Consider the following 12,711-nt stretch of genomic DNA (forward strand, 5'->3'; position numbering starts at 1 on the left):
CATCCTTGGTGGAGCGCGGGATGTCCGCAATGACGAAGGTCCCACCTTTCCTGCCATCGCTCCGCGTGACGGAGCCCGCCCTTCCGGTCGTACCGACCAGTCGGTAACGTTCCGTTCCATGACCTCTCTGCCGCCCCGCGCGGGCCGCCGCTGCCACCACATGCTCAACCCGATGCACTCCACCGTGTACTTCTCGCCCGATCTGGACGCCGAGTTCCGTGCGCTCGGCTTCGACGACGTGACGGCCATGCGGCTCGCCTCGCGCAGCGCCGCGATGGGGGCCGTCGGCGCGGGAACGGTCGCCGCGGCCTTCTCCAACTACAACGTCGAGATGCTGGCCCAGCACCTGCCCGCCGTCTGGGACGTCGCCACGCCCGCGGAGGTGGTGGCCGCGCGGCTGCGCGCCGTGGACGCCACGATGCGCCGGCTCCTCGGCGCGGACGCCCTCGCGTCGGTCGAGATGGCCGAGGCCGCCGAGCTCGCCCTGCGCGCCACCGAGGCCTGCACCCGGCACGCCCGACCGCTCTACTCGGCCCATGCCGACCTGCCCGTCCCGGAGCAGCCGCACCTGCGCTACTGGCACGCCGCGACGCTCCTGCGCGAGCACCGGGGCGACGGTCACCTGGCGGCCCTCCTGAGCGCGGGCCTCGACCCGTTGGAGGCGATGGTCAGCCACACCGCCACCGGCACGGGCATGAACCCGCGCTGGGCCCTGGGCGCCCGCGGCTGGCGGCGCACCGACTGGGACGCGGCGGCGGCGCGCCTGCGGGAGCGCGGACTGCTGGACGCGGACGGCGAGCTCACGCGGGAGGGCACGGCCCTGCGCGACGCGGTCGAGGACCACACGGACCGTCTGGACTCGGCCCCGTACGAGCACCTGGGCGCGGCGGGGGTGGAACGCCTCACGGAGCTGGGCAAGGCCTTCCGCAACGCGGCCCTCCTCGCGGGCGCCTTCCCCGCGGACCTCGCCGACAGGGGCTGACACGGCCGGACCGGGGCGCGTGCGGGGTTCCGGGAGGGGACGCGGCAGAATGCAGTCGCAAGCTTGAGGCACGAGAAGGCGAGTCGGGACACCGTGACGACGTCCATCGAAGGCAGGATCGCCGAGGAACTCGGCGTACGTGAGCGACAGGTGAGGGCGGCCGTCGAGCTGCTCGACGGCGGCTCGACCGTGCCGTTCATCGCGCGCTACCGCAAGGAAGCGACCGAGATGCTCGACGACGCCCAGCTGCGCACGCTCGAGGAGCGGCTGCGTTATCTGCGGGAGCTGGAGGACCGGCGGGCCGCCATCCTCGACTCCGTACGGGAGCAGGGAAAGCTGACGGCCGAGGTGGAGGCCCAGCTCCGGGCCGCCGACACCAAGGCCCGGCTGGAGGACATCTACCTGCCCTTCAAGCCCAAGCGCCGTACCAAGGCGCAGATCGCCCGGGAGGCCGGTCTCGAACCGCTGGCGGAGGGGCTCCTCTCGGACCCCTCGGTGGACCCCTCCGCCGCCGCGGCGGCCTTCGTGGACGCCGACAAGGGTGTCGCCGACCCCGCCGCCGCGCTGGAGGGCGCCCGCGCCATCCTCACGGAGAAGTTCTCCGAGGACGCCGACCTGATCGGCGAGCTGCGTGAGCGGATGTGGGGCCGGGGCCGGCTCGCGGCCAGGGTCCGGGACGGCAAGGAGGAGACGGGGGCCAAGTTCGCCGACTACTTCGACTTCGCCGAGCCGTTCACGGCGCTGCCCTCGCACCGGGTCCTCGCGATGCTGCGCGGCGAGAAGGAGGACGTCCTCTCCCTGGAGCTGGAGCCGGAGGAGCCCTCCGACGCGCCAGGCCCGTCCTCGTACGAGTCCCTCGTCGCCTCCCGCTTCGGTGTGGCCGAGCGGGGGCGCCCGGGCGACAAGTGGCTGCTCGACACGGTCCGCTGGGCCTGGCGGACCCGGATCCTCGTCCACCTCGGGATCGACCTGCGGCTGCGGTTGCGGACGGCGGCGGAGGACGAGGCGGTACGGGTCTTCGCGGCGAACCTGCGCGACCTGCTGCTCGCCGCCCCGGCCGGGACGCGGGCGACCCTGGGTCTGGACCCGGGCTTCCGTACGGGTGTCAAGGTGGCCGTGGTCGACGCGACGGGCAAGGTCGTGGCCACCGACACGATCTACCCGCACGTCCCGGCGAACAAGTGGGACGAGTCGCTGGCGAAGCTGGCGCGGCTCGCCAAGCAGCACGCGGTCGAGCTGGTCGCCATCGGCAACGGCACGGCCTCCCGCGAGACGGACAAGCTGGCCGGTGAACTCATCGCCAGGCACCCGGAGTTGCAGCTCACCAAGGTCATGGTCTCCGAGGCGGGCGCCTCGGTGTACTCCGCGTCGGCCTTCGCCTCGCAGGAACTGCCCGAGCTGGACGTCTCGTTGCGCGGCGCGGTCTCCATCGCGCGGCGGCTCCAGGACCCGCTGGCCGAGCTGGTGAAGATCGATCCGAAGTCGATCGGCGTCGGGCAGTACCAGCACGACCTGTCCGAGGTGAAGCTCTCGCGGTCCCTCGACGCGGTCGTCGAGGACTGTGTGAACGGTGTCGGCGTGGACGTCAACACCGCCTCCGCGCCGCTGCTTTCGCGGGTGTCCGGCATCGGCTCGGGCCTGGCGGAGAACATCGTGGCGCACCGCGACGCCAACGGGCCCTTCCGGTCGCGGAAGGCGCTGAAGGACGTGGCGCGGCTCGGACCAAAGGCGTACGAGCAGTGTGCGGGCTTCCTGCGCATCCGGGGCGGTGACGACCCGCTGGACGCCTCCTCGGTGCACCCGGAGGCGTACCCGGTGGTGCGGCGGATGGTGAAGTCGACGGGCGGCGAGGTCGCGTCGCTGATCGGCAACACGGGCGTGCTGCGGTCGCTGCGGGCGGACGCGTTCGTCGACGAGACCTTCGGTCTGCCGACGGTCACCGACATCCTGCGCGAGCTGGAGAAGCCGGGGCGCGACCCGCGGCCGGCGTTCAGGACGGCGACCTTCAAGGAGGGCGTCGAGAAGATCGGCGACCTGGTGTCGGGGATGGTCCTGGAGGGCGTGGTCACGAACGTGGCGGCGTTCGGGGCGTTCGTGGACATCGGCGTGCACCAGGACGGGCTCGTGCACGTGTCGGCGATGTCGAAGAACTTCGTCAAGGACCCGCGGGACGTCGTGAAGCCGGGTGACGTGGTCCGGGTGAAGGTCCTGGACGTCGACATCCCGCGCAAGCGGATCTCGCTGACGCTGCGGCTGGACGACGAGGCGACGGCGGAGGCCGGCGGCGGTGCACCGAAGAGGGAGCGCGGTGAGCGCGGCGGACGCGGTGAGCGCGGCGACCGTGGTGGCCGCCCGCCGCAGCAGCGTCGCGGCCAGTCGTCGTCCCAGGGCGGATCGGCCCCGGCGCCCGCGAACAGCGCGATGGCGGACGCCCTGCGCAAGGCGGGCCTGCTGAACCAGGAGGGCGGCGGCGGGAAGCGGCGCGGGCGCTGACGCGATGCGGGCCCGGCCTCACGGCCGGGCCCGTTCCGCTTCCCCGCGGGCGCCGGTGCGGGTCAGTTGTTCGGGAGGAAGCGCAGGGCCCATTCCGCGCGGTGGGCGACCGTGAGGTCGTCGTCCTGCGTCAAGGGCTCGAGCAGGGCCCGGGAGCGCTGCGGGTCGGCCTGGACCAGGTCGACGATCTCCGCCGCCAGGGAGTCCTGGTCGTCGCCGAGGTCGACGGACGAGGCCCGCAGCAGCGCCGGGAGCGCGTCCGGGCCGCCGATCGCGGCGAGGACGCCGCCGAGGAGCTCGCGCGCGTAGGCGTTGCGCTCGACGAGGGCGCGGTCCAGTTCGGCCTGGAGGCGCGGGAGCAGCGCCGCGTCACCCGAGGCGGCGATCTCGTCCGCGAGGTCGATGGTCTCGTCGACGTCGGAGTCGAGGTCGTCCAGCATCTCGGTGAGGCGGGTCAGCAGGTCGGTCATGGTGTCTCCTGGAATGCGCCGTCCCTCAGGACGGGGACCGTCTCCGAGGTGTCGGCCTCGGCGGCCACCGCGACGTCCTGCGGATAGCCGTACTCGTACAGTTCACGCCCGGAATCGCAGCGGTGCAGCTCCGCCACGGGATCGTCCGTCGCCTCCCAGAGCGTCGCCGCCGCCCGTGCCTCGGGCGTGAGGGCGTACGGGCCGAGCGCGCGGAGGGCCGAGATCACTCCGCCCGCGCCGAGGAGGTCCTCCAGGGCCGGGCGCAGGGAGCCGTCCGGCCACCGTTCGCCCGAGGCGACGACGGCGAGGGGGCGGGACTCGGAACCGTACCCGTGCCGGGCGAGCCAGCGGGCGACCGCCGTCCGGTTGCGCAGCGCCGCGGCGACCACGGTGGCCTCTCCCGCCTGCGCGGAGATCGTGGAGCCGTTCGGGGACGGCAGGACCAGGCGAGGGGTGGGCGGGGCCGCCCGCAGGGCGGCCGGGGAGAGGGTCCAGGGCGTCCGGGGCGACGCCTCGCTCCGGCCGACGGCCAGCGCCGCGTCGAGCCCGGCCGCGTACGTCACCGCCGTCTCGTCCCTCCAGCGGTACGGGAAGACGGCGGTGCCGGACTCCACCGCCACGCCGACCGAGGTCGTGAACGAGAGGACGTCGACGACGACCAGGCAGGCGGCGTCGCGGGCGAGGGCGGCGGCCTCCGTGGGGCCCCAGCCGAAGGCCACCCCCATCAGAGTTCGGTCACCTTGCCGGCGGCGACCTCGATGCGCCGGGTGGTGCGGACCGCGTCCAGCATGCGCCGGTCGTGGGTCACCAGGAGGAGCGTGCCGGTGTAGGAGTCGAGAGCGGACTCCAGCTGCTCGATGGCCGGCAGGTCCAGGTGGTTCGTCGGCTCGTCGAGGACGAGGAGGTTGACGCCCCTGCCCTGGAGAAGGGCGAGCGCGGCCCGCGTCCGCTCACCCGGGGAGAGCGTGGTGGCGGGGCGCAGGACGTGGTCGGCCCTGAGGCCGAACTTCGCCAGCAGGGTCCGTACCTCGGCGGGCTCCGTCTCGGGGACGGCGGCGCAGAACGCGTCGAGCAGGGACTCGGAACCGTGGAAGAGCTTGCGGGCCTGGTCGACCTCGCCGACCACGACGCCCGAGCCCAGCACCGCGTCCCCCGCGTCGAGCGCCAGGCGGCCGAGGAGCGCGGCGAGCAGCGTCGACTTGCCCGCGCCGTTCGCGCCGGTGATCGCGACCCGGTCGGCCCAGTCGATCTGGAGGGTGGCGGGCCCGAAGCGGAAGTCGCCGCGCCGGACCTCGGCCTCGCGCAGGGTCGCCACGACCGAGCCGGAACGCGGGGCGGAGGCGATCTCCATCCGCAGCTCCCACTCCTTGCGGGGCTCCTCGACCACGTCGAGCCGCTCGATCATCCGCTGTGTCTGGCGGGCCTTCGCGGCCTGCTTCTCGCTCGACTCACCGCGGAGCTTCCGGCCGATCTTGTCGTTGTCGGAGGCCTTGCGGCGCGCGTTGCGCACGCCCTTGTCCATCCAGTTCCGCTGCATCAGCGCGCGGCCTTCGAGGGCGGACTTCTTGTCGGAGTACTCCTCGAACTCCTCGCGGGCGTGCCGCCGGGCGGTGTCCCGCTCCTCCAGGTAGGCCTCGTAGCCGCCGCCGTAGAGCGTGATCTGCTGCTGGGCGAGGTCGAGTTCGAGGACCTTGGTGACCGTGCGGGTGAGGAACTCGCGGTCGTGGCTGATGACGACCGTCCCGGCGCGCAGTCCCTGGACGAAGGCCTCGAGCCGTTCCAGACCGTCGAGGTCGAGGTCGTTGGTGGGTTCGTCGAGCAGGAAGACGTCGTACCGGGAGAGGAGGAGGGAGGCGAGACCGGCGCGGGCGGCCTGGCCGCCGGAGAGCGAGGTCATCGGCTGGTCGAGGCCGACGGTCAGGCCGAGGGAGTCGGCGACCTCCTCGGCCCGCTCGTCGAGGTCGGCGCCACCGAGGCCGAGCCAGCGCTCCAGGCTCACGGCGTACGCGTCGTCGGCGCCGGGCGTCCCGTCGACCAGGCCCTGGGTGGCCTCGTCCATGGCGGTCTGCGCGGCCGCGACGCCCGTCCGGCGGGCCAGGAAGTCCCGGATCGTCTCCCCCTCGCGCCGCTCCGGCTCCTGCGGGAGGTGGCCGACGGTGGCGGTGGGGGGCGAGAGCTTCAGCTCTCCGTCCTCGGGGGTGTCGAGTCCGGCGAGCAGCCGCAGCAGCGTCGACTTGCCGGCGCCGTTGACGCCGACGAGGCCGATGACGTCGCCGGGGGCGACGACGAGGTCGAGGCCGGCGAAGAGTGAGCGTTCGCCGTGGCCGGCGGCGAGGTCCTTGGCGACGAGAGTGGCAGTCATCAGGAGACGAATCGTATGCCACCGCTCGGGGGAGGTCCCGGGACGACCAGCACACCCCCGGCGGTGCGGGCCACCGGGGCGTCTCCCGCGCGGGGTGCGCGACGCCGGGGCCGGGGTAGCGTCCGTTCATGAGCGACGACGTGATCGTGGTGGGCGGCGGGGTCATCGGTCTGACGACCGCCCTGACGCTGGCGGAGCGTGGCCTTCGGGTACGGGTGTGGTCGCGGGACGCGGTGACGGGGACGACCTCCGCGGTGGCGGGGGCGCTGTGGTGGCCGTACCGGATCGAGCCGGCCGACGAGGTGGCCGGCTGGTCCCTGGAGTCGCTCCGGGTGTACGAGAAGCTCGCGGGCGACTCGGCGGCGACGGGCGTGCGGATCGTGGCCGGCGTCCACGCGGACATGGTCCTCGAGGACCTGGGCGACTGGGCGAGCGAGGTCCCGGGGCTCCGGCAGCTGGCGTCCGGCGAAGTGCCGGGGCCGTACGCAACGGGTCTCGCGGCGCGGCTGCCGCTGATCGACATGCCCGTCCATCTGGCCTGGCTGTGCGGCCGTTCGGAGGCGGCGGGCGTGGTCGTGGAGCGCCGCACGGTGACCGGGTTCACCGAGGCGGCCCGGGCGGCGCGGGTGGTGGTGGACTGCACGGGTCTGGCCGCCAGGGAGCTCGTGCCCGACGCGCGGATGCGGCCGGTGCGGGGGCAGTTGGTGGTCGTGGAGAACCCGGGGATCGAGGAGTGGTTCACGGCGGCCGACGCGGCGTCGAGCGAGACGACGTACCTCTTCCCGCAGCCGGGGCGGCTGATCCTGGGCGGAACGGCGCAGGAGGACGACGAGCGGCCGGATCCCGATCCGGCGACGGCGGCGGCGATCGTGGCGCGGTGCGCCCGTGTGCGGCCCGAGATCGCGGGCGCGCGGGTGCTCGGGCACCGGGTGGGGCCTGCGGCCGGCGCGGTCGGGCGGGGTACGGATCACGGCGGAGCCCCTGGCGGGCGGCGGACGTCTCGTCCACAACTACGGCCACGGCGGCGCGGGCGTGACCGTCGCTTGGGGATGCGCCCGGCGGGCGGCGGAGCTGGCCGTCGGCTGACGGCCGACGAGCGGGCGCTCCGGCTCGGTCCAGGACCGAGCCGGAGCCGGCGGGTCCGGATCAGGGTGCGTCCCCCGGCGTCCCCGCGCCCGGCCCGATCCGCAGCTCGAAGTCTCCGTCGTACCTCTCGTGGCCCGCGATCACGGCGAGTTCGACGACCTCCTCGCCCACCTCGCCCCGGACGATCAGCGGGTCGTGCCGCAGGTCCCGCATGAGCGCCACGCACATGCCGATCATCACGAGGACGAACGGCGCCGCCACCAGGATCGTGAGGTTCTGGAGGCCCGCGAGCGCGTCGCCCTGGCCGTCTCCGATGAGGAGCATGATGGCGGCGACCGCGCCGGTCACCACACCCCAGAAGACGACGACGGGACGGGTCGGTTCGAAGGAGCCGCGCTGCGAGAGGGTGCCCATGACGATCGAGGCGGCGTCCGCGCCCGACACGAAGAAGATGCCGACGAGGATCATCACGAGCAGACTCATCGTGCCGGTGAGGGGGAACTCCTGCAGAAGGCCGAATAGTTGGCCCTCGGGGGTCGTCTCGTCCCCGAGCAGGCCGCGTTCGCTCAGCTTCATCGCCGAGCCGCCGAAGATGGCGAACCAGACGAGGCTCACCGTGCTCGGGACGAGGATGACCCCGCCGACGAACTGGCGGATCGTCCGGCCCTTGCTGATGCGGGCGATGAACATGCCGACGAAGGGCGTCCAGGAGATCCACCAGGCCCAGTAGAAGACGGTCCAGCTCCCCAGCCAGTCGTGGACGTCCTCCCCGCCCGTGACCTCGGTGCGGCCGATCAGCTGCGGCAGGTCGCCGATGTAGGCGGCGATCGAGGTGGGCAGCAGGTCGAGTACGACGATGGTCGGGCCGGCCACGAAGACGAAGACGGCGAGCACCAGGGCGAGCACCATGTTGGTGTTGGAGAGCCACTGGATGCCCTTCTCGACACCCGAGACGGCGGACAGCACGAACGCCACGGTCAGGACGGCGATGATGCCGACGAGCAGCCCGGTGCCGGTCGTCTCCAGCCAGCCCAACTCCTCCACTCCGCTGCCGATCTGGAGGGCGCCGAGGCCCAGCGAGGCGGCCGACCCGAAGAGGGTGGCGAAGATGGCCAGGATGTCGATGACCCGGCCCGGTCCGCCGTTGGCCGCCTTCTTGCCGATCAGCGGCACGAAGACGGCGCTGATGGTCTGCCGGCGGCGGCGCCGGAACGTGGAGTACGCGATCGCGAGCCCCACGACGGCGTAGATCGCCCAGGGGTGGAGCGTCCAGTGGAAGAGGGTGGTCGCCATGGCGACCTGCATCCGCTCCGCCGAGTCGGCGGGGCTCGTACCGGGCGGCGGGGTGCCGTAGTGGGCGAGCGGCTCGCTCACGCCGTAGAACATCAGGCCGATGCCCATGCCCGCGCTGAACATCATCGCGATCCACGACACGGTCCGGAACTCCGGCCCCTCGGTCTCGTGGCCCAGCGTGATCCGCCCGTACCGGCTGATGGCGAGCCACAGCGCGAAGACGACGAAACCGGAGGCGGCGAGCATGAACGCCCATCCCCAGTTGCGGATCAGGCCGTCGAGGAGCTTGCTGGAGACGCTCTCCAGGCTGTCCGTGGCGGTGGCGCCCCAGACCACGAAGGCGACGGTGAGGACGGCGGTGACACCGAACACGACCCAGTCGGTCCGTGCCTCGGGTTCGTGACCGGGGTGGCGCGGGAGGGCCGCCGTCACCGGCCGCCCCTCACGGCCCCCGCCCCGGCCCCCGCCCCGGCCTCCGCCGCCCCGGGGTTCGCCCGCTCTCTGTTCTTCCTGCGACACAGGTGGCACCTTTCACGGCATTACGGGACAAACTCAACTCGCTCCGTAAGGCAGTACCACAGGTGACGCGCCAGTTCGGGGACCAACTCAGCCGATCAACAGACCTCCACCGGCTCTCCGGTGGTGAGCCGGTAGGCGGCCCGGCCGTCGAGCAGCAGCGGGACCAGGGCCCGCTGCGACTGGCGCAGCGGTACGAACGCCCCGCCGCCCGCCCTGCGGACCGTGACCCCGTGCAGCGCCAGCTCGTCGCCGAACTCGGCGTACTGCGAGGCGTCCAGGCGGTAGCCGCAGGGCGGGTCCTGCAGGATCTCCGCGGGCTCGGCCGGGTCGTTGTCGGCGCCGCCGAGCAGCACCGGACCCCGGTCGGCGAATCCGGTGTGGCGCGCCAGCGCCGTCGTCGCGCCGAGACGGTCGCGCCGCTCCTCCACGTAGGCGAAGGCGCCCTTCAGCGCGCTGAGTTGGGTGGTGACGCGGCGGCGCTGGCTGCGGGCGACGTCCTCCTTCTCGGCGTCGGTCAGGGGCTCGATCCGGGTCTCCACGAGCAGCCCCACGGAGTGCTTGACGCCGGCCGTGTTGCGCAGGATGCGCTCCTGACCGTCACCGGCCACCTGCTTCACCGGCCGCCCGGTCAGGGGATCGGTCCAGATGCCGTAGATCCCGCTGCTGAAGCCGGCGAGCCCGGCCGACGGCCGGACGTAGGACTCCGACAGGGCGCGGGCCTCGTCGTGCACTTCGGCGTCGGCGTTGAGGTTGCGCGGCCAGAGGGCGAGCAGGTCCTTGTCGTAGTACGGCGAGGTGCCGTCGTACTCGTGCAGGTCGTAGATCAGCTCGGGGCGCCGGTCCCGGATCAGGGCGGCCAGGGCACGGCCCTCGGAGGTCTCCAGGGCGATGTGGTCGCGGTTGACGTCGATCCCGTCGGCGTTGCCCCGGGTGTCCGCCTCGCGCCCGTCGGGGTTGGCGGTGGGGACGACGAGGACGGTCGTACGGGAGAGGAAGCGGAGGGTCTCGGCGTCCCGGGCGTACGCCAGGTCGCGCAGCCTGGTGAGGCAGGCCTCCCGGCCCGACGGTTCGTCACCGTGCTGGGAGCAGACGAGGAGCACGGTGGTGCGGGCCGCGCCGGGGCCGGGGGCGCCGACCGTGGCGAGCCTGATCGGGCGCCCCTGCTTCGTCGTCCCGACGGTCCGCACGGCGACGCGGCCACTGCCGCGGTCGACGGCGGCGAGGAAGTCGGCCTCCTGCCGTTCCGTGGTCCACCGCGCCCCCTGGCTCAGCTCGAAGCCGGTCCGTGGGGGTGGAGCGGGGGCCGCGCCGCCGGCCGCCTCGGCGGGCACGGCGACGAGCGGGAGGGCGACGGCGGCGACCCCCGACACGAGGACGGTCGTGCGTCGGGAGCGGCGGCTCGGCGTGCGGGTCATCGGGCCTCACCCGGGACAGGGATGTCCGACCGCGCGGGCCCGACACCGGTGAGCGGCTGCCCGGCCTGTGCCGAGCGTGCGTCGACGCTACCGGCCGTCGCCCGGGCGAAGGCCGAGGCGCCGCCGACGAGGGGCAGTCTCGCCCACGTACGGGTGAGGTCGAGGGTGAGGTCCGGCGTGGTGGACGGGGGGTCGAGGAGGTCCCGGTCCGTGCCGCCGACGATCAGGGCGAGCCGGTGGCCGGCCGGTACGACGTGGTCCGTGGCCGCCAGCTTCAGCGTGATCGTGTAGGCGGTGCCGGGGGTCAGCGGCCGGCCCCTGCGCGGATCGGCCCAGGTGCCCAGGTCGGCCCAGCCGCGGCTGACGACGGTGAAGCCGACGTCCGCCGTGCGGGCCTCGGTCTCCTTGAAACAGGCGCTGTCCCCGCTCGTGCTCGCACCCCAGCAGGACCGCCGGGCGAGGGTGGTGATGCCCTCACCCGGCGCGGCGTAGTCCCTGATGGTGTCGGGGCCGAGGTCGACGAGAACGGCGGTCAGGTGCGCGGTCGTGGTGGTCGGGGTGGCCGTGACGGTCACCGTGGAGGATCCGGAGAGGCGCAGGTCGCGGGTGAGCGGACGCGTGGTGAACCCGGCTTTGGCGGGGGTGGGTTCGTCGATCCGCGCGGCCCAGTCGGTCTCACCCAGGGTGGGGTCGTCCGTGAAGGTCTCCGTGGCGCCGGCGGCGGCGGGGATACGGGTCAGTGTCCCCACACCGGGCACCGGGCCGGTGCCGGGGCGCAGGGTGGTGGGCTCGGTGGCGCGCGGCGGCCAGACGCGGTCGGTGGTCCAGCGGTCCGGCGCCCGCTCGATGTCCGCCATCGGCTCGCGGTCGATGCCGTTGTCGAGACCGAGGAGGTAGTGGTCGAACCAGCGGTGCAGGGTGCGGACCCATTCGGCGCGCCGGAAGTCGAAGGGGTCGACGTGACCGGTCTGGGAGAGCCAGATCTTGCGTTCGACACCGCGGGCGGCGAGGGCGTCCCACCACTGGCCGAACTGGTTGGCGCGGACGTTGAGGTCCTGCTGCCCGTGCACCACGAAGACGCTCGCCCGCACCTTCCCGGCGTCCGCGACGTGGTCGCGCTCGCTCCAGGCGGGGGTCCAGTCGCCGCTGTACGGGGTGGCGGCGGTGATGCGGTCCTGGACCCCGCCGCAACGCCCCTGCGCATCGGGGCTGTTGACGTACTCGGAGAGCCAGCTGGGGTTGGCGTCGTAGAGCGGGGCACCCTGGGAGTGGAAGTAGTCGTACCAGGAGGAGATCGCGCCGATCGGGACGATCGTCTCCAGGCCCTCCACACCGGTCGCGGCGACGCCGTTGGCGATGGTGCCGTCCCAGCTCTTGCCGATCATGCCGACCTTGCCGGTGGACCAGGTGGTGGCGCGGGCCCGTTCGGAGCCGGTGCGGGTGGTGTAGCCGCGGGCGCGGCCGTTCAGCCAGTCGACGACCGCCTTCGCGGATCGGACGTCGGAGCGGCCGCCGACGTCGTCGCAGCCGTCGGAACGGTTGGTGCCGGCGAGGTCGACGGCGACGAACGCGTAGCCGCGCGGCACGAAGTAGTTGTCGTAGAAGAGCGGGAACTGCACGGGGTCGCCGGCGGCGTCGTAGGTCTTCTTCTGGCTCTCGTTGCCCCGGCCGCAGCAGGCGTAGTAGGGGCTCGCGTCCATGATGACCGGGATCTTCCGGCCGGCCGCCGCGGTCTCGCGGGGGCGGACGATGTCGGCGGCGACCCGGTCGGTGCGGCCGTCGCCGTCGCCGTCGAGACCCGTGTCCACCCAGACGGACTCCCGGACGGCATCGCCGTAGGAGTAGACCGGCCGGGACTCCCGTACCCCTGAGGCGGTCGCCTGGGTCGTGGCACCGGCCGGGGAGACGAGGGCGGACATCAGGGCGGCCGTGGCGGCCACGGCCAGGGTTCTGCACGACAGACGGACTCCGCGGGTTCTCCGCACACGTATCGCCATGGGGCGGAACGTACTCCCGTCAACTCCCGTGCAAAAGAGGGCCGTCGGGGGCCGGACGGGCCGCCTGCGACGCGAGGGTTCATTTCGGCCGAAT

8 protein-coding genes and 1 pseudogene are annotated in these 12,711 nt (G+C 73.3%); 3 read left to right on the top strand and 6 right to left on the bottom strand.

From position 1 onward, the window contains the following. The first annotated feature begins 118 nt into the window (after positions 1-118). Both ACZ3IJ_RS30440 and ACZ3IJ_RS30445 read left to right on the top strand, forming a co-directional pair. Complete coding sequence (locus ACZ3IJ_RS30440; protein ID WP_467473348.1) at positions 119-982, top strand: SCO6745 family protein; 864 nt, start codon at positions 119-121, stop codon at positions 980-982. Positions 983-1,075: 93 nt separating this feature from the next. Next, complete coding sequence (locus ACZ3IJ_RS30445; RefSeq protein WP_467473350.1) at positions 1,076-3,475, top strand: Tex family protein; 2,400 nt, start codon at positions 1,076-1,078, stop codon at positions 3,473-3,475. Positions 3,476-3,537: 62 nt separating this feature from the next. On the opposite strand, the gene ACZ3IJ_RS30450 is transcribed toward ACZ3IJ_RS30445, so the two are convergent. Genes ACZ3IJ_RS30450 through ACZ3IJ_RS30460 form a run of 3 tightly spaced genes read right to left on the bottom strand, consistent with a single transcriptional unit; the run spans position 3,538 to position 6,307 of the window. After that, positions 3,538-3,945, bottom strand: coding sequence for a hypothetical protein (locus ACZ3IJ_RS30450; protein WP_467473352.1), 408 nt, complete (start codon positions 3,943-3,945; stop codon positions 3,538-3,540). Further along, positions 3,942-4,670, bottom strand: a complete 729-nt coding sequence (locus ACZ3IJ_RS30455) for a 2-phosphosulfolactate phosphatase (RefSeq protein WP_467473354.1) — start codon at positions 4,668-4,670, stop codon at positions 3,942-3,944. Before ACZ3IJ_RS30455 ends, ACZ3IJ_RS30450 begins: the two co-directional genes overlap by 4 nt. Then, a complete protein-coding gene (locus ACZ3IJ_RS30460; protein WP_467473356.1) occupies positions 4,670-6,307 on the bottom strand; it encodes an ABC-F family ATP-binding cassette domain-containing protein in 1,638 nt (545 codons plus the stop codon). The genes ACZ3IJ_RS30455 and ACZ3IJ_RS30460 overlap by 1 nt, the downstream gene beginning before the upstream one ends. A gap of 128 nt (positions 6,308-6,435) precedes the next feature. Between ACZ3IJ_RS30460 and ACZ3IJ_RS30465 the strand changes: the two are divergent. Beyond that, positions 6,436-7,393: pseudogene (locus ACZ3IJ_RS30465) on the top strand (FAD-dependent oxidoreductase). 60 nt (positions 7,394-7,453) lie between these two features. Here the strand turns inward: ACZ3IJ_RS30465 and ACZ3IJ_RS30470 are convergent. The 3 genes from ACZ3IJ_RS30470 to ACZ3IJ_RS30480 all read right to left on the bottom strand — a co-directional run bounded on the left by ACZ3IJ_RS30470 (position 7,454) and on the right by ACZ3IJ_RS30480 (position 12,617). Further along, entirely contained in the window at positions 7,454-9,118 is a 1,665-nt protein-coding gene (locus ACZ3IJ_RS30470) for a BCCT family transporter (protein ID WP_467473358.1), read from the bottom strand. Positions 9,119-9,300: 182 nt separating this feature from the next. Next, entirely contained in the window at positions 9,301-10,620 is a 1,320-nt protein-coding gene (locus ACZ3IJ_RS30475; protein ID WP_467473360.1) for a M14 family metallopeptidase, read from the bottom strand. Next, positions 10,617-12,617, bottom strand: coding sequence for a Xaa-Pro dipeptidyl-peptidase (locus ACZ3IJ_RS30480; RefSeq protein WP_467473362.1), 2,001 nt, complete (start codon positions 12,615-12,617; stop codon positions 10,617-10,619). Before ACZ3IJ_RS30480 ends, ACZ3IJ_RS30475 begins: the two co-directional genes overlap by 4 nt. Positions 12,618-12,711: the final 94 nt, after the last annotated feature.

Source organism: Streptomyces sp. NPDC013317 (assembly GCF_055563155.1).

Bases quoted from the DNA above. Each gene is read 5' to 3' on its own strand.
- ACZ3IJ_RS30440 (WP_467473348.1), top strand. From the start codon at position 119: ATGACCTCTCTGCCGCCCCGCGCGGGCCGCCGCTGCCACCACATGCTC.
- ACZ3IJ_RS30450 (WP_467473352.1), bottom strand. From the start codon at position 3,945: ATGACCGACCTGCTGACCCGCCTCACCGAGATGCTGGACGACCTCGAC.
- ACZ3IJ_RS30455 (WP_467473354.1), bottom strand. From the start codon at position 4,670: ATGGGGGTGGCCTTCGGCTGGGGCCCCACGGAGGCCGCCGCCCTCGCC.
- ACZ3IJ_RS30460 (WP_467473356.1), bottom strand. From the start codon at position 6,307: ATGACTGCCACTCTCGTCGCCAAGGACCTCGCCGCCGGCCACGGCGAA.
- ACZ3IJ_RS30475 (WP_467473360.1), bottom strand. From the start codon at position 10,620: ATGACCCGCACGCCGAGCCGCCGCTCCCGACGCACGACCGTCCTCGTG.
- ACZ3IJ_RS30480 (WP_467473362.1), bottom strand. From the start codon at position 12,617: ATGGCGATACGTGTGCGGAGAACCCGCGGAGTCCGTCTGTCGTGCAGA.